Raw genomic sequence first — 17,691 nt, forward strand, 5'->3', positions numbered from 1 at the left:
GATGACGAAGCCGGAAGACGCGGCACGCGAAGCCGCCGCATTGGGCGAGCAGTTGCGGCGCCACGCGCACCTGTATTACGTGCTAGACACGCCCGAGCTGCCCGACGCCGAGTACGACAAGCTGTTCCAGCGCCTGCAGGCGATCGAAGCCGAACATCCCGAACTGCGATCGCCCGATTCGCCGACCCTGCGCGTCGGCGGCAAGGTGCTCGACGGCTTCGTCAAGGTGCGGCACCGGGTGCCGATGCTGTCGATCCGCACCGAAACCGACATCACGGCCAGCGGCGCCAGCGCTTTCGATGCCCGCGTCCGGCGCGAACTGGGACTGGCCGAGGACGCACCGCCGATCGACTACGTATGCGAGCTCAAGTTCGACGGCCTCGCGATGAGCCTGCGTTACGAAGACGGCGTGCTGGTGCAGGCCGCGACGCGCGGCGACGGCGAGATCGGCGAGGAGGTGACGCAGAACATCCGCACCCTGCAGCAAGTCCCGTTGCGGCTCAACGGCAAGGCGCCGCCGGTGGTCGAGGTGCGAGGCGAGGTGTACATGCGGCGCGATCAGTTCGAGGCGCTGAACGAACGCCAGCGCGAGAAGATCGCGGCAGGCCTGAAGAACGAGAAGGTGTTCGTCAACCCGCGCAATGCGGCAGCCGGCGCGGTGCGGCAGCTCGACCCGGCGATCGCGGCGGCGCGGCCGCTGAGCTTCTTTGCCTACGGCCTGGGCGAGGTCACGCCGCCGGAGCAGGGTGGGCCCGACTGCGCGACCCAGTTCGACTGGCTGCAGCAGTTTTCCGCATGGGGATTTCCGGTCGCGGCGCAGACGGCGCGGGCCAGCGGCGCGGCCGAACTGGTTGCCTTCCACGAAGCGATGGGCCACCAGCGCGATGCGCTGCCCTACGACATCGACGGCGTGGTCTACAAGGTCGACAGCATCGCCCTGCAGCGCCAACTCGGCTTCGTGTCGCGCGAGCCGCGCTGGGCCGTGGCGCACAAGTACCCGGCACAGGAGCAGCTCACCGAGGTGCTGGCCATCGAGGTGCAGGTCGGCCGTACCGGCAAGCTCACGCCGGTGGCCAAGCTGGCGCCGGTGTTCGTGGGCGGCGTGACCGTCACCAATGCCACGCTGCACAACGAAGACGAGGCGCGGCGCAAGGACGTCCGCATCGGCGACACGGTGATCGTGCGGCGTGCCGGCGACGTGATTCCCGAAGTGGTTGGCGTGACGCCCGTGAGCCTGGCCAAGGCCGACGATCAACGCGGCCCTCAGTTCACCATGCCGCGCAAGTGCCCGGTCTGCGGTTCCGATGCGGTGCGCGAGGAGGGCGAGGCCGACTACCGCTGCACCGGCGGCCTGTTCTGCGGCGCGCAGCGCAAGGAGGCGATCCTGCACTTCGCGGCGCGCCGCGCGGTGGAGGTCGAAGGCCTCGGCGACAAGCTGGTCGAGCAGTTGGTCGACGCCAACCTGATCCGCACCTTGCCCGACCTCTACAAGCTGGGCTTCACGACCCTTGTCGGGCTGGATCGCATGGCCGAGAAGTCGGCACAGAACATCGTGGCGGCGCTCGAAAAGTCCAAGAAGACGACCTTGCCACGCTTCCTGTTCGGCCTCGGCATCCGGCACGTGGGCGAAAGCACGGCGAAGGATCTGGCCAAGCACTTCGGCAAGCTCGACGCGATCATGGACGCGCCCGAAGAGCAGCTGCTCGAAGTCAATGATGTCGGCCCGGTGGTGGCGCAGAGCCTGCGCACGTTTTTCGACCAGCCGCACAACCGCGAGGTGGTCGAACAATTGCGCGCCTGCGGCCTGCACTGGGAAGAGGGCGAGCCGGCCTTGCGCGCGCCCAAACCGCTCGCGGGTAAGACTTTCGTAATTACCGGCACTCTTCCTACGCTTGGCCGTGACGAAGCGAAGGACAAACTGGAATCGGCCGGTGCCAAGGTGGCCGGCTCTGTGAGCAAGAAGACGAACTATGTCGTGGCAGGCGCCGAAGCCGGCAGCAAGCTCGACAAGGCGCGGGAGCTGGGGGTCGAGGTGATCGACGAGGCACAGATGCTGGCGCTCCTTGCCGCCGCGGACTGACGCTTACCGCAGGTTACGCGGCTTCACACAAGCGCAGTCAACAAGGCCCGCCGTGGGCCGTTTATCAGGGTGACACAGGAGTCTTTGCCATGAACACACTTCGCTCGCTCGGCCTTTTCGCCGCTGTTGGTACCGCAACGGTGCTCACCGGATGCGTGGCTCCCGGCCCGTATTACGGCGACGTCGGCTATTCGCAGCCTTACTACGCCGAACCCGCACCGGTAGTGGTCGGCCCGCCGGTCGTGCTGGGCATCGGCGTCGACTCCGGCCCGCGCTATTGGGGCGGCCGTCCTGGCTACTACGGCCCGGGTTACGGCCCCCGACGGGGTTACGGGCCAGGGCCCGGCTATCGTTCGGGTTACGGGCCAGGACCCGGATATGGTCCGGGTTACGGGCCTGGGCCGCGAGCGGGCCATGGCCCGCACCCAGGTTTCGCCCCGGGTCCGGGCGGGCGATCGGGCCCGGCGGTGCTGCCGCCGCGTTTCGGCGGCCGGCCCAACCTCGGCGACGGCTCCCGCCAGCAGAGGCCCGACGGCCCCTGAGGCCCATTCGATCCAGGCGCTCGCGATAATGGCCGTATGACCCTTCGCGAGATCCTGAGGATGGGCGACCCGCGGCTGCTGCGCATTGCGCAGCCGGTCGCCGCCTTCGACACCGACGAACTGCACATGCTGGTGCGCGACATGTTCGAGACTATGCACGCAGTGAGCGGAGCCGGCCTTGCCGCACCGCAGATCGGCGTCGACCAACAGTTGGTGATCTTCGGCACCGACACCGTCAATCCCCGCTATCCCGACGCGCCGGTCGTGCCGCGCACCGTGCTGCTCAACCCCGTCATCACGCCGCTGGGCGATGAAGAGGAAGAGGGCTGGGAGGGGTGCCTGTCGGTGCCCGGACTGCGCGGCGTGGTGCCGCGCTTTGCGAACATCCGCTACACCGGCTTCGACCCCTATGGCGACCCGATCGACCGTACCGTGGACGGCTTTCATGCCCGCGTGGTGCAGCACGAGGTCGATCATTTGCTCGGCAAGCTGTACCCGATGCGGGTGCGCGATTTCTCGCGCTTCGGCTTCACCGAGGTGCTGTTCCCGGGCCTTGACGCGAGCGCTGACGACTGAGCGTCAGTTGTGTCAGTTGTACTTGCCAGCGGTTCCGCCAACACTGAACCGCCCGGCACCCAGAAAGGCGACTGCCAGCGCGGCGAACAGGAACATGCCCTGCAGCTCGAGCGCCCAGCCCCCGTTCTTGTCGAGCATCGTCAGTTGCTTCATGTGAACCAGTCCGATTGCGAACAGCATGTTGATCACCATGACCCATGCCGCCGGCCGCGTGTAGATGCCGACAATGATCATCACCGGCGCAATGATTTCGCCGATGTAGACCAGGTAGGCCAGCGCAGCGGGCAGGCCGTGCGCCACCAGCTGGCTGGACACGAAGCCGACGCCCGAGCTCAGCTTGGCCACGCCGTGCAACAGGATCAGGATGCCCAGCGCGAGGCGCAGGACGAGTTTGCCGGTGTCATCGGAACGGATCATGAGCAGTACCTTTTTCTGTGAGTTGAAAGAGGCGCGATTGTCCACGAGTCCGCGCACATTTTCCCGATTGGGCGGCCAGCGAATGAGTCTTTGGCCCCCGGGGCGGGGCGCTCAGGGCGCGAGCGCTTCGAGCAGTTCCGTCTCGATCGCCAGTTGCGCGCGCTGCCCCTGCAACTCCGGCCCGCTGATCAGGAACGTGTCTTCCACCCGTTCGCCCAGCGTCGTCACCTTGGCGAGCTGAAGGCTCAGGTTATGTCGCGCCAGCACGCGCGCCACCGAATAGAGCAGGCCCGCACGGTCGCTGGCCGAGATGTTGAGCAGCCAGCGCTGCGCCTTCTCGTCCGGCAGCAGGCTGATGCGCGGCTTGATCGGAAAACTGCGCACCCGGCGCGACACCCGGCCTTTGCTCGGCGCGGGCAGGGCACCGGCCTCGTCGAGCGTCTTGCTCAGGCCCGATTCGACCATGCTGATCAGATCGCGGTAGTGCTCGGGAATGAAGGTGGTGATGACCTGGAAGGTGTCGAGCGCATAGCCGTTGCTCGTGGTGTGCACCTTGGCATCGAGGATGCTGAACGAGGCCTGGTCGAAGTAGCCGCAGATGCGCGCGAACAGTTCGGCCTGGTCGGGCGTGTAGACCACCACCTGCAGGCCTTCGCCGACCGGCGACAGCCGCGCCCGCACCAATGCGGCCGCCTTCGGGTCGATCGGCACGCCCGGCAGCGGCACGCGGCGTGACATCTGCTTGGCATGCCAGGCGATCTCGCCGGCGTCGTGGCGCATGAAGTAGCCGACATCGAGCGTGTCCCACAGCGCCTTGTGTGCGTCGGTCGGCTGTGCGTAGAGCGCCAGCTGTACCAGCGCATCGCGCTTGCGGGCCTCGATCTCGGCGCTGGCGTCGGGCATGCTGCCGCCGAGCGTGCGCAGTGTGGCCTTGTAAAGGTCTTCGAGCAGCTTGCCTTTCCAGGCATTCCAAACGCGCGGGGAGGTGCCGCGGATGTCGGCGATGGTCAGCAGGTACAGCGCGGTCAGATAGCGCTCGCTGCCGACGCGCTTGGCAAACGCGCCGATCACTTCGGGGTCGCTCAGATCCTGCTTCTGCGCCACGGTGCTCATGGTCAGGTGCTCTGCCACCAGGAATTCGATCAGCCGGGTGTCGTCGCGCTCGATCTCGTGCTGGCCGCAGAAGCGCCGCACGTCGAGCGCGCCCAGGCGCGAATGGTCGCCGCCCCGGCCCTTGGCGATGTCGTGGAACAGCGCCGCCACGTACAGGATCCAGGGCTTGTTCCAGCCGGCCGCCAGCTGCGAGCAGAACGGGTATTCGTGCGCGTGCTCGACGATGAAGAATCGCCGCACGTTGCGCAGCACCATCAGGATGTGCTGATCCACCGTGTACACATGGAACAGGTCGTGCTGCATCTGCCCGACGATGCTGCGGAACACGCGCAGGTAGCGACCCAGCACCGAGGTCTCGTTCATGAGCCGGAACGCATGCGTGATGCCGCGTGGCTCCAGCAGTATGCGCATGAAGGTGACGTGGTTCACCCGGTCGTTTCGGAACTTGCTGTCCATCACGTGGCGCGCGTTGTAGAGCGCGCGCAGCGTGCGGGCCGACAGCCCCTTCACGCCGATGGTCTTCTGGTAGAGCAGAAAGGTCTCGAGGATCGCGTGCGGGTCGCGCAGGTACAGGTCGTCGCTTTGCACTTCGATCAGGCCGGCCTTTTCGAAGAAGCGGTCGTTGATGCGCACCGGCTCTTCGCCCAGCGGCTGGAGCCGCTCGGAAATGTTGAGCAGCAGGATGTGGTTGAGCTGGCTCACCGCCTTGGCGGCCCAGTAGTAGCGCCGCATCAGCGCCTCGCTGGCCTTGCGCTGCGATTCGCCCTCGTAGCCGAAGGTGGCGGCCACCGCATTCTGGAGGTCGAACACCAGGCGGTCTTCGCGGCGGTGGGCAATGACGTGCAGCCGTGCGCGGATCAGGCTCAGCAGCGCCTCGTTGCGTTTGATCTGCTGCACCTCGAACGCGGTGGCCAGGCCGTTCTTCGCCAGGTCGTCCCAGCGCTGGCCGAAGCCGGCGGCCTTGGTCATCCACAGGATGGCCTGCAGGTCGCGCAGGCCGCCCGGCGACTCCTTGCAGTTGGGCTCGAGCGCGTACGGCGTGTTGTCGAACTTCTGGTGCCGGTGCCGCATTTCCTGCGACTTGGCGAGGAAGAACGCCTGCGGGTCGATCGCGGCCAGGAAGCGCTTGCGGAACGCGGTGAAGAGTTTCTTGTCGCCAGTGACCAGTCGCGCCTCGAGCAACGACGTTTGCACCGTCACATCCTTTGCGCTTTCGGCCAGGCACTCGTCGACCGTGCGCACGCTGGAGCCGATCTCGAGCCCGGCGTCCCAGCAATGGCCGATGAAGGCCTCGATGCGTTCCGGCGCCACTTCGCCCTGGTGTGGTTCGGGCAGCAGCAGCAGCACGTCGACATCGGAGTACGGAAACAGCTCGCCGCGGCCGAAACCGCCGACCGCCACCAGCGCGAACTGGTTGCCGAAACCGGCGTCGTTCCACAGGGCGCACAGGGTTTCGTCGGCCAGCGCAGCAAGCTGGCGCAGCACCGCATGCACGCTGCGCGTGGGCGCGCGCGCGAAGCGCAGGGTGTCGAACAGCGACATCTTGTGCGCGCGATACGCATCGCGCAGCATCGGAACGTCGACCGTGGCGGCTTCGATCACGACGATGTGTCGCCGGTCAAGTTCGGGTCGCGGTGACGAAAGAGGGCAGGGGCGGGCTGCCGGCCGACAGCGTCAGCACCTCGTAGCCGGTCTCGGTGACCAGCACCGAGTGCTCCCATTGGGCCGACAGCGAGTGGTCGCGCGTGACGATGGTCCAACCGTCGTACTGGCCGCCCTTGGCGTCTTCCTTGATCTCGCGCTTGCCCGCGTTGATCATCGGCTCGATCGTGAAGATCATGCCGGGCTTGAGCTCTTCCATCGTGCCCGGGCGGCCATAGTGCAGCACCTGCGGCTCTTCATGGAAATGGCGGCCGACGCCATGCCCGCAGAACTCGCGCACCACCGAATAGCCGTTGCCTTCCGCGAATTTCTGGATCGCATGGCCGACGTCGCCCAGGTGCGCACCAGGGCGCACCTGCAGGATGCCGTGCCACATCGCCTCGTAGGTGACGCTGCAGAGGCGCTTGGCCGCGATCGAGGCGTCGCCGACGATGTACATGCGGCTGTTGTCGCCGAACCAGCCGTCCTTGATGACGGTGACGTCGACATTGAGGATGTCGCCCTTCTTGAGCGGCTTGTCGTTCGGGATGCCGTGGCATACCACGTGGTTGACCGAGGTGCAGAGCGACTTGGGGTAGGGGGTGCTGCTGGCGCCCATGTAGCCCACCGTGGCCGAGGTGGTGCCCTGCTTGACCATGTATTCGGCGGCCCAGCGGTCGATGTCGTTGGTGGTGACGCCGGGCTTGATCAGCGGCGTCAGGTAGTCCAGCACCTCGGAGGTCAGCCGGCCCACCAGACGCATCGCGGCGATGCCTTCGGCGTCGTTGTAGGTAATGCTCATAGCCCCGAATTATCCCATTGCGCCCGTTTAAAATCGCCGGCTGATGCGGATGGCCCCAGTCAGCGGCCAGTCGCCCCGTTTCCCTTTCAGTCCCATTCCAAACGCGGCCTTCGAGGCCATCCCGACCCGTGACGCAGCCAGTGACTCCGCCCCATCCCCTTGTCGTGACACGTTTCGAGGGCGGCGACGCACTCAGCGATTTCCGGGCGCGCCAGCTGCTGCCGCGGCTGCAGGCGGTCGACGCGCGCATCGACGGCGTTTCGGCGCGTTTCGTGCATCTCGTGGCAACCGACACCGCACCCGACGCAGCCCGGCAAGCCGAACTGCAGGCGCTGCTGAGCTATGGCGAGCCTTTCACCGCGCCGCATGCCGGCGCCTCGCTCGTGGTGGCGCCACGGCTCGGCACCGTCTCGCCCTGGGCCTCCAAGGCCACCGACATCGCCCACAACTGCGGTTTCGCGGTGCGGCGCATCGAGCGCGTCACCGAGTTCCAACTGTCGCTGAAGAAGCCGTTGCTCGGCAAGGCGCCGGCGCTCGACGCGGACGCACTCGTCGGCGTGGCCGCGCTGCTGCACGACCGCATGACCGAATCGGTGCTGCCGACGCTCGATAGCGCCGCCTCGCTGTTCGCCGAGCTGCCGGCCCAGCCGATGGCCCATGTCGACGTGCTGGCCGGCGGCCGCAGCGCACTGGTGGCAGCCAACACCCAGTTCGGGCTGGCGCTGGCCGAGGACGAGATCGACTATCTGGTGGCCGCGTTCACGCGGCTCGGCCGCAACCCGAGTGATGTCGAACTCATGATGTTCGCGCAGGCCAACAGCGAGCATTGCCGCCACAAGATCTTCAACGCCGACTTCGTGGTCGACGGCGTGGCGCAGCCGCAGAGCCTGTTCGGGATGATTCGCCACACCGAGAAGCAGAACCCGCAGCACACGGTGGTGGCCTATGCGGACAACGCGTCGATCATGGAGGGCACGCAAATCGAGCGCTTCGTGGCGCGCGGCGAGGGCGGTTACGCCAAGGAAGAGGCGCTGAGCCATGTGCTGATGAAGGTGGAGACGCACAACCACCCGACCGCGATCTCGCCGTTCCCCGGTGCCTCGACCGGCGCTGGCGGCGAAATCCGGGACGAGGGCGCCACCGGCCGCGGCTCCAAGCCCAAGGCCGGGCTGACCGGCTTCACCGTGTCGAAGCTCTGGCCCGACGAAGGCCACTACGGCAAGCCCGCGCACATCGCGAGCCCGCTGCAGATCATGACCGAAGGCCCGCTCGGCGGCGCCGCGTTCAACAACGAATTCGGCCGTCCGAACCTGCTGGGTTACTTCCGCGAGTACGAGCAGGCGATCGCCAGCGACGTCGACACCGTGCAGCGCGGCTATCACAAGCCGATCATGATCGCTGGCGGCCTTGGCAGCATCGATGCGACGCAGACGAAGAAGATCCTGTTCCCGGCCGGCTCGCTGCTGATCCAGCTCGGCGGCCCCGGCATGCGCATCGGCATGGGTGGCAGCGCCGCCAGCTCGATGGCGACCGGCGCCAACGCGGCCGAACTCGACTTCGACTCGGTGCAACGGGGCAACCCCGAGATCGAGCGCCGTGCGCAGGAGGTCATCAACCATTGCTGGCAGCAGGGCGCGGCGAACCCGATCCTCGCCATTCACGACGTGGGCGCGGGCGGCCTGTCCAACGCGTTCCCCGAGCTGACCAACGACGCAGGGCGCGGCGCGCGCTTCGACCTGCGCGCGGTGCCGCTCGAGGAGTCGGGCATGGCGCCGAAGGAAATCTGGTGCAACGAGAGCCAGGAACGCTATGTGCTCGCGATCGCGCCCGAGTCGCTCGACGAGTTCACCGCGTTCTGCGAGCGCGAGCGCTGCCCGTTTTCGGTGGTCGGCGTGGCGACCGAAGCGCGCCAGCTCGAGGTGGCCGATGCTGGCGCAGAGACGCCGGTCGACATGCCGATGGACGTGCTGCTGGGCAAGCCGCCGAAGATGCTGCGCGACGTGCAGACGGTGGCGCGCCGGTTCAAGCCGCTCGACCTGACCGGTGTGGCGTTGCAGAAGGCTGCGATCGACGTGCTCTCGCACCCGACGGTCGCGTCCAAGCGCTTCCTCATCACCATCGGCGACCGCACCGTGGGCGGCCTGTGCCACCGCGACCAGATGGTCGGCCCGTGGCAGGTGCCGGTGGCCGACTGCGCCGTCACGCTGGCCGACTACAAGGGCTTTGCCGGCGAGGCCATGAGCATGGGCGAGCGCACGCCGCTGGCCGCGCTCGACGCGCCGGCTTCGGGCCGCATGGCGGTGGGCGAGGCCATCACCAACCTGCTGGCCGCGCCGATCGAACTATCGCGCGTCAAGCTGTCGGCCAACTGGATGGCGGCCTGCGGCGAGCCGGGCGAAGACGCGGCGCTGTACGAAACGGTGAAGGCTGTCGGCCTCGAACTCTGCCCGGCGCTTGGCGTGTCGATCCCGGTCGGCAAGGATTCGTTGTCGATGCGCACGCAGTGGTCGGACGGTGCCGAAAAGAAAAAGGTCACCTCGCCGGTGAGCCTGATCGTGACCGCCTTCGCCACGCTGGCCGACGTGCGCGGCACGCTCACGCCGCAACTCGACGCGCTGGAGCCCGACACCACGCTGGTGCTCGTGGATCTCGGCCGCGGCCAACACCGCATGGCCGGCAGCATCCTCGCGCAGACGCTAGGGCAGAGCGGCGACACGGTGCCCGACCTCGACGATCCCGCACAGTTGGTCAGCCTTGTGCAGGCCGTCAACGTGCTGCGCGCCGACGGCAGGATCCTCGCAATGCACGACCGCAGCGACGGCGGCCTGTTCGCCGCGGCCTGCGAAATGGCCTTTGCCGGACACGTCGGCGTGGCACTCAATGTCGACATGCTGGTGACCGAAGGCGACGGCATCTCGGACGGCCGCATGGAAACCGGTGACGCCAAGAACTGGGCGCAGCAGGTCAGCGCGCGGCGCGAAGAACTCACGCTCAAGGCCCTGTTCAACGAAGAGCTCGGCATGCTGCTGCAAGTGCGCACGGCCGAGCGCAACGACGTGATGCAGGTGCTGCGCGCCCATGGCCTGAGCGCCCACAGCCACTTTGTCGGCAAGACGCGGCCGGCGGCGTCGGCCATGGAGGCAGGCAAGGGCAAGGTCGAAGTCTGGCGCGACGCCAAATCGGTGTTCAGCGCGAGCCTGCACGACCTGCACCAGGTCTGGGATTCGGTCAGCTGGAAGATCGCCCGCGAGCGCGACAACCCGGCCTGCGCCGATGCCGAACACGCGGCGGCCGGCCTGCCCGGCGACCCCGGTGCGCACATCGTGCTGGCGCCAGGCGCCGTCGAAACCATGGCGGCGCCCTACCTCAATGCGGCGCGGCCCAAGGTCGCGATCCTGCGCGAGCAGGGCGTCAACTCGCATGTGGAAATGGCCTATGCGTTCACCGAGGCCGGCTTTGAAGCCTTCGACGTGCACATGACCGACCTGCAGACGGGCAGGGCGGATCTGGCCAATTTCCAGGGGCTGGTGGCCTGCGGCGGCTTCAGCTACGGCGACACGCTCGGCGCCGGGATCGGCTGGGCCCGCAGCATCACCTTCAACCCCAGGCTGTCGGCGCAGTTCCAGGCCTTCTTCGGCCGCGGCGACACCTTCGGCCTCGGTGTGTGCAACGGCTGCCAGATGTTCGCCGAACTGGCGGACATCATTCCGGGCGCCGAAGCCTGGCCGCGTTTCACGACCAACCAGAGCGAGCGCTTCGAGGCGCGGCTGTCGATGGTCGAAGTACTCGAATCGCCCAGCATCTTCTTCGGCGGCCTGGCTGGCAGTCGCCTCCCGATCGCGGTGGCGCATGGCGAGGGCTATGCCAACTTCAAGCACCGCGGCGATGCGACGAAAGCCATCGCCGCGATGCGCTACGTCGACAACCACGGCCAGCCGACCGAGCAATACCCGTTCAACCCGAACGGCAGCGCCGGCGGGCTGACCTCCGTGACCACGGCCGACGGCCGCTTCACCGCCGTGATGCCGCACCCCGAGCGCGTCTTCCGCAACATCCAGATGAGCTGGACGTCGGGCGACAAGAGCGATTTCAGCTCGTGGATGCAGATCTGGCGCAACGCGCGGCGTTGGATTGGCTAATGCTGAATCGTCGTCATCTACTTGGCGCAACGCTGGTTGCATCTCTGCCGCTCTCCGACGCGTTTGCCGCCGAGCCGTTCCGGTCGCTGAAGAAGTCGCCGCGGCTGCCGGTGCTGTTCGTCGGGCACGGCAGCCCGATGAACGCGATCGGCGACAACGCCTACCGGCGCAGCTGGCAGGCGCTGGGCGCGGAGTTCGGTGGCAAATACCCGGCGCCGCAATTGATCCTCTGCGTGTCGGCGCACTGGCTCACGCGCGATGGCTGGTATCTCACGGGCATGGCCAAGCCCAGGACGATCCACGACTTCGGCGGCTTTCCGCAGGCGCTGTTCGACCAGCAGTACCCGGCGCCGGGCGCGCCGCAAGCTGCGACGGACATTGCGAAAGCGCTGCGGCAGCCGTTCAGCGGCGCGCCCGTCGGCCTCGACGCGGCCGACTGGGGATATGACCACGGTACCTGGTCGGTGCTGAAACCGATGTTCCCCAAAGCCGAGATTCCGGTGCTGCAGCTCAGCATGGACTACAGCCGCTCGCCGGCCGAGCACTACCAGCTGGGCCAGCAACTCAGGATGCTGCGCGAGCGCGGCGTGCTGGTCGTCGGCAGCGGCAATATCGTGCACAACCTGCGCGTCACGCGGCGCGAGGCGGCACCGCACCAGGCTTACGACTGGGCGATCGAATTCGACCGCGTGGTTGGCGCGCAGATCGAAAAAGGCCAGCTCGCCGCGTTGCCCGACTTCAAGTCGCTCGGCTCGATGGCCGCGCAAGCGCATCCCACGCACGAGCACTACCTGCCGCTGCTCTATGCGGCGGGTGCGGTGCACGCGGGCGAGGCGCCGCGTTTTTTCAACGCCGACTTCCAGTCGGCCTCGATCTCGATGCGCTCCGTACTCTGGAGCTGAACCGGCCGCGTTGCCCGGCGACCGGCCGAGCTGCAGGGCTTTCGCGGAGCACCCGTTCCAGCCTCAGTCTTTCGGGGAGGCCGCGTCAGTCGGCAGTCGCTACCAAGGAAAGGTCGCGGGCAGCCTGCAGCATCAATTCGCGTGCGCGGTCGAGCGACGGGGTTGGATGGCGATCGATGCGTCGAATGTAGGGTGTGGTCAGCACGGCGAGCGCGTAGCCATGCGGGCCAAGGATCGGGCAGGAAATGTCGATCACTCCAAAGTACTGCAGGCTTTCCCGCTGGCGGTAGCCCGTTGTACGGATCGCTTCCAGCATGGTTTCCAGCTCGCTCGGCGGTATCTGGACCTCGCCGTCCAGTGCTACGTGCTCAGCCACCATCCGGGGCCGCCGCTCTTCTGCTTCGCATGCCAGCAGAACCTGGCCAGAACCTGTATCCATCAAATTGACTCGCGTGCCCGGCCGCACCATCAAACTACTGGCAGAAGGGCTGCTGACCTGCGCAATGATCTGCACGTTGCCACGGTCATACACACCCAAATGGCATGACTGCTCGGCGTCCCTGACGAAGCGATCCATGATCGGAAGCGCATGCGCCACCAGCCGGCTGGTTGGCGGATACCGGTGCGCCAAGTCAAACATCTTGAGGCTCAGGCTGTAGCGATCTCCGGCCAGCGATCGCACCACGTAGTGCCGAGCGACCAGCCGCTCCAGCATCCGATAGATCTCGCTGGGGCCGCGCTCCAGCGCTTTGACGATTTCGCCGCGCGTCAAACCATCGGGCTGATCGGCCAGCAACTCGAGGATGTCCAGACCTTTGTCCAGAGCAGGGGCTCGATAGCGATCCCCGTCGTCAGCGGGTGTTGCCGGCGCAATGTCGGAGCGAAGCAATTTGTGCATCCGGATTCAGCAGAAAGTGGGCGAGTTTCCCTCACCAGGAACCACTAGGGGAAAGCCACTATGAAAGTCATGCCCAGCAAGGTAGTTTGCATATGAATAATCAGTGCATTGGTGAATTATGAGGCGGATTGCTGCACAGAGACCATGATCCAGCGCATTGACTCGCATCAGCACTTCTGGCGGCCCGCACGGGGCGACTACGCATGGTTGCGTGCCGATGTGCCCGCCCTCGCGCCGCTGGTGCGCGACTTTCTCCCCGAGCACCTCGCACCGACGCTGCAAACCCACGGCGTCGACCGAACCGTGCTGGTGCAGGCCGCCGAATCGGAAGCCGAGACGGACTTCATGCTGGAACTGGCCACCGCGCACGACCTGATTGGCGGCGTGGTCGGCTGGGTCGACCTGAGCAGCGCCGATGCCGTGGTTTCGCTCGAACGCATGGCGCTGCATCCCAAGTTCAAGGGCGTGCGGCCGATGCTGCAAGACCTCCCCGATGACGACTGGATCGCGCGCATGCCGCGTCCCGATGCGGTTCAGGCGTTGGTGCGCCTGGGCCTGCGCTTCGATGCGCTGGTGAAGCCGCGGCATCTGCCGGCGCTGCTGCGCTTCCTGAAAGACTGGCCGCAACTGCCCGTGGTGATCGACCACGCCGCCAAGCCGCCCGTGGGCGCGCATGACAGCGCGGCCTTCGCAGCCTGGCGCAAGGACATGACTGAGATCGCCGCGCTGCCGCAGGTGTGCTGCAAGTTCTCCGGACTCTGGGGCGAAGCGCCGCCATCAACACATGGCGATGTCAATGCGGCGGTGCGTGCCGTGCGCCCCGTGTGGGATCAATTGCTCGAAAGCTTCGGCCCCGCGCGCCTGATGTGGGGCAGCGACTGGCCCGTGCTCACGCTGGCCGGTGACTACGCGGGCTGGGTCGCGGTCAGCGAGGCTTGCATCGGCCGCCTGTCGGCCGGGGAGCAGTCGCAAATCTGGCGCGGCACCGCGCAAGGCTTCTACGGGATCTCGACGGGCTGAACGCGCCATGCAACCCATCGTCACCATCCGCGACCTCTGCAAGTCCTTCGCCGGCGTGCGTGCGCTCGACAAAGCGCAGTTCGATCTGCTTCCCGGCGAGGTGCATGCGCTGATGGGCGAGAACGGCGCGGGCAAATCCACGTTGATGAAAGTGCTCGCAGGCGTCTATCGCAAGGACGCCGGCGAGGTGATGTTCGACGGCCAGCCCGTCGATATCGCGAGCCCGCGCGCGGCGCAGGCCCTGGGCATCGGGATCGTCCATCAGGAGCTGAACCTGATGAACCACCTGAGCGCCGCGCAGAACATCTTCATCGGCCGCGAGCCGCGCGGGCGCTTCGGCGTTTTCATCGACGAGGACGCGATGCGCACCGAGGCACAGCGCATCTTCGAGCGCATGCACCTGCGGCTCGACCCGAACACGCCCGTGGGCGAACTCACGGTGGCCAAGCAGCAGATGGTGGAGATCGCCAAGGCGCTCTCGTTCGACTCGCGCGTGCTCATCATGGACGAACCCACCGCCGCGCTGAACATCGAAGAGGTGGCCGACCTGTTCCGCATCATCGGCCAGCTCAAGTCGCAGGGCGTGGCCATCGTCTACATCTCACACAAGATGGATGAGCTCAAGCGCATTGCCGACCGCGTGACCGTGATGCGCGATGGCCAGTACATCGCCACCGTGCCCATGGCCAACACGCCGATGGACACCTTGATCGCCATGATGGTGGGGCGCCAGCTCACTGAGGTGGAGAACGATTTTCCGGACACCTCGGGCAACGAAATCGTGCTCGAGGCCCGGGGCATCAACCGCGGCGCGATGGTGCGGGATGCGAGCTTCGTCTTGCGCCGGGGCGAGATCCTGGGCTTTGCCGGGCTCATGGGCGCGGGCCGCACCGAGCTTGCGCGCGCCGTGTTCGGTGCCGATGCCATCGATTCGGGCGAGGTTCGCGTGCGCGGCAAGAAGGTGTCGATCAAATCGCCCGAAGATGCCGTGTCGCACGGCATCGGCTATCTCTCCGAAGACCGCAAGCACTTCGGCCTGGCCACCGGCATGGACGTGGAAACCAACATCACGCTGCCGAGCATGAAGAAGTTCCTGTCGATGGGCGTCTTCGTCGACCAGTCTGCCATCGAGGCGGCCGCCGAGCGCTATGTGAAGCAGCTCAACATCAAGACGCCCTCGGTGCGCCAACAGGTGCGGTTGCTCTCGGGCGGCAACCAGCAGAAGATCGTCATCGCCAAATGGCTGCTGCGCGACTGCAGCGTGCTCTTCTTCGACGAGCCCACGCGCGGCATCGACGTCGGGGCCAAGGCAGAGATCTACCGCCTGCTGAATGCGCTGGCCGAGCAGGGCAAGGCCATCGTGATCATCTCTTCGGAGCTGCCCGAAATCCTGCGCATAAGCCACCGCGTGCTCGTGATGTGCGAAGGCCGCATCACCGGCGAACTGGCGGGGCGCGAAGCCTCGCAGGAAAAGATCATGCAGCTTGCCACCCGGCGCGAGGCTGCCCCCGCAACATGACGACTGGAGACGACCCTTTGACGACCCGCACCGCCACCGCACCCGCACCCGCACCCGGCTTCTCGCTGAAGGCGCGGCTCTTCAGGCCCGCCACGCGGCAGAAGGTGCTGGCCTTTGCCAGCCTGATCGCGCTGATGGTGTTCTTCAGCTTCGCGTCGCCGCAGTTCCTGCGGGCTGACAACCTCGTGAGCATCCTGCAATCGACCGCGGTGAACGGCGTGCTGGCCATTGCCTGCACCTTCGTCATCATCACCGCGGGCATTGATCTTTCGGTGGGCACGCTGATGACCTTCTGCGCCGTCATGGCCGGCGTGGTGCTCACATACATGGGCATGCCGCTCGCGCTGGGCATCGCGGCTGCGATCTTGTTCGGTGCGTTGGCCGGCTTCGTCTCGGGCGTGCTGATCGCCAAGCTCAAGATCCCGCCCTTCATCGCCACGCTCGGCATGATGATGCTGCTCAAGGGCCTGTCGCTCGTGATCTCGGGCACCAAGCCGATCTACTTCAACGACACGCCAGACTTTCCGGCGATCTCGCAGGACTCGCTGATCGGCTACTTCATTCCCTCGCTGCCGATTCCGAATGCGGTGCTGATCCTGTTCCTGGTGGCGATTGCCGCGAGCATCGTGCTCAACAAGACCATCCTGGGCCGCTACACCTTCGCGCTCGGCAGCAACGAGGAGGCCGTGCGCCTCTCGGGTGTGAACACCGATTTCTGGAAAGTCGTGGTCTACACGGTGAGCGGCGGCATCTGCGGTATCGCGGGCCTGCTGATCGCCTCGCGCCTGAACTCCGCGCAGCCCGCGCTGGGGCAGGGCTACGAGCTCGACGCGATTGCGGCGGTGGTGATCGGCGGCACCTCGCTAAGCGGCGGGACGGGCACCATCGTCGGCACGATCATCGGCGCCTTCATCATGAGCGTGCTGACAAACGGCCTGCGCATCCTCTCGGTCGCGCAAGAGTGGCAGACGGTGGTCACAGGCGTGATCATCATCCTCGCCGTGTACGCGGACATCCTGCGCCGGCGCAGCGGCAGCAAGCACTGATTCGATTTCTACAACCAACAGGAGACATCGCATGATCCAGAGAAGAGCAGTCACAACCACGATCGGTGCAGCCCTCGTCGGCCTGTCGGGTGTTGCGCAGGCGCAGGCACAGCAGACGCAGGAGATCTACATACCGCTCGTGTCCAAGGGCTTCCAGCACCAGTTCTGGCAGGCCGTGAAGTCGGGTGCCGAGCAGGCCGCGAAAGACCTCAAGGTGAAGGTCACTTTTGAAGGCCCGGAAACGGAGGCGATGGTCGACAAGCAGATCGACATGCTCGCCGCAGCGCTTGCGAAGAAACCCCAAGCCATCGGCTTCGCTGCGCTCGACAGCCAGGCCGCCATCCCGCTACTGAAGAAGGCGAAGGCCGCGAAGATCCCCGTGGTGGCTTTCGACTCGGGTGTGGACAGCGACATTCCCGTGACCACCACCACGACCAATAACAAGGCCGCCGCCGCGCTCGCCGCCGACAGGATGGCCGACATGATCGGCAAGGCAGGCGAAGTCGCGCTGGTGGTACACGACCAGACCAGCCGTACCGGTGTGGATCGGCGTGACGGCTTCGTCAACCGCATCAAGGCGGCCCACCCGAACATCAAGATCGTGAGCGTGCAGTACGGGGGTGGCGACCAGTTGAAGTCCACCGAGATCACCAAGTCGATCCTGCAGGCCTACCCGAACCTGAAAGGCATCTTCGGCGCCAACGAAGGCTCCGCCATCGGCGTGGTCAACGGGGTGAAGGAGATGAAGCGCAACGGCAAGGTCGTGATCATCGGCTACGACTCCGGCAAGCAGCAGAAGAACGCGATCATCGACGGCAGCATGGCCGGCGCCATCACGCAGAACCCGGTCGGCATGGGCTACAAGACAGTGGAGATGGCGGTGAAGGCGATCAAGGGCGAGAGGCTGCCCAAGGTGGTCGATACCGGGTACTTCTGGTACGACAAGACCAACATTGCCGATCCGCAGATCGCTGCTGTGCTGTATGACTGACCTCC

General features: G+C 66.3%; 12 protein-coding genes. 8 read left to right on the plus strand and 4 right to left on the minus strand.

Going from position 1 to position 17,691, the window contains the following annotated elements:
- Position 1 precedes the first annotated feature (1 nt).
- On the plus strand, positions 2–2,080 hold the full coding sequence (gene ligA / locus ACSFA8_RS15435) for an NAD-dependent DNA ligase LigA (protein WP_435480377.1): 2,079 nt from the start codon (positions 2–4) through the stop codon (positions 2,078–2,080).
- Positions 2,081–2,658: 578 nt separating this feature from the next.
- Positions 2,659–3,198 (plus strand): peptide deformylase, encoded by a 540-nt coding sequence (gene def, locus ACSFA8_RS15440; protein WP_435480378.1) that lies wholly within the window; start codon positions 2,659–2,661, stop codon positions 3,196–3,198.
- A 12-nt stretch (positions 3,199–3,210) separates the two neighbouring features.
- On the opposite strand, the gene ACSFA8_RS15445 is transcribed toward def, so the two are convergent.
- The 3 genes from ACSFA8_RS15445 to map form a co-directional block, all read right to left on the minus strand.
- Entirely contained in the window at positions 3,211–3,615 is a 405-nt protein-coding gene (locus ACSFA8_RS15445) for a DoxX family protein (protein ID WP_435480379.1), read from the minus strand.
- Between the two features lie 111 nt (positions 3,616–3,726).
- Entirely contained in the window at positions 3,727–6,330 is a 2,604-nt protein-coding gene (locus ACSFA8_RS15450) for a [protein-PII] uridylyltransferase (RefSeq protein ID WP_435480380.1), read from the minus strand.
- A 16-nt stretch (positions 6,331–6,346) separates the two neighbouring features.
- On the minus strand, positions 6,347–7,171 hold the full coding sequence (map, locus tag ACSFA8_RS15455; protein WP_435480381.1) for a type I methionyl aminopeptidase: 825 nt from the start codon (positions 7,169–7,171) through the stop codon (positions 6,347–6,349).
- Positions 7,172–7,335: 164 nt separating this feature from the next.
- Between map and purL the strand changes: the two genes are divergently transcribed.
- Positions 7,336–11,310 (plus strand): phosphoribosylformylglycinamidine synthase, encoded by a 3,975-nt coding sequence (gene purL, locus ACSFA8_RS15460; protein ID WP_435480382.1) that lies wholly within the window; start codon positions 7,336–7,338, stop codon positions 11,308–11,310.
- The gene (ygiD, locus tag ACSFA8_RS15465) at positions 11,310–12,212 is read left to right on the plus strand and encodes a 4,5-DOPA-extradiol-dioxygenase (RefSeq protein WP_435480383.1); all 903 of its coding nucleotides are present in this window, start codon (positions 11,310–11,312) and stop codon (positions 12,210–12,212) included. The genes purL and ygiD overlap by 1 nt, the downstream gene beginning before the upstream one ends.
- An 85-nt stretch (positions 12,213–12,297) precedes the next feature.
- Here ygiD and ACSFA8_RS15470 read toward each other — a convergent pair whose 3' ends face one another.
- Entirely contained in the window at positions 12,298–13,110 is an 813-nt protein-coding gene (locus ACSFA8_RS15470; protein ID WP_435480384.1) for an IclR family transcriptional regulator, read from the minus strand.
- A 144-nt stretch (positions 13,111–13,254) separates the two neighbouring features.
- Here ACSFA8_RS15470 and ACSFA8_RS15475 point away from each other — a divergent pair, with 144 nt between their 5' ends.
- Genes ACSFA8_RS15475 through ACSFA8_RS15490 form a run of 4 tightly spaced genes read left to right on the plus strand, consistent with a single transcriptional unit; the run spans position 13,255 to position 17,686 of the window.
- On the plus strand, positions 13,255–14,130 hold the full coding sequence (locus ACSFA8_RS15475; RefSeq protein ID WP_435480385.1) for an amidohydrolase family protein: 876 nt from the start codon (positions 13,255–13,257) through the stop codon (positions 14,128–14,130).
- A 7-nt stretch (positions 14,131–14,137) separates the two neighbouring features.
- Positions 14,138–15,649: a sugar ABC transporter ATP-binding protein gene (locus ACSFA8_RS15480; protein ID WP_435480386.1), complete on the plus strand. Its 1,512-nt coding sequence runs from the start codon at positions 14,138–14,140 to the stop codon at positions 15,647–15,649.
- Between the two features lie 17 nt (positions 15,650–15,666).
- A complete protein-coding gene (locus ACSFA8_RS15485) occupies positions 15,667–16,695 on the plus strand; it encodes an ABC transporter permease (RefSeq protein WP_435480387.1) in 1,029 nt (342 codons plus the stop codon).
- A gap of 31 nt (positions 16,696–16,726) precedes the next feature.
- Complete coding sequence (locus tag ACSFA8_RS15490) at positions 16,727–17,686, plus strand: ABC transporter substrate-binding protein (protein ID WP_435480388.1); 960 nt, start codon at positions 16,727–16,729, stop codon at positions 17,684–17,686.
- Positions 17,687–17,691: the final 5 nt, after the last annotated feature.

The sequence above is a fragment of the Variovorax nitratireducens genome (assembly GCF_051216545.1).
Classification (GTDB): domain Bacteria; phylum Pseudomonadota; class Gammaproteobacteria; order Burkholderiales; family Burkholderiaceae_C; genus Variovorax.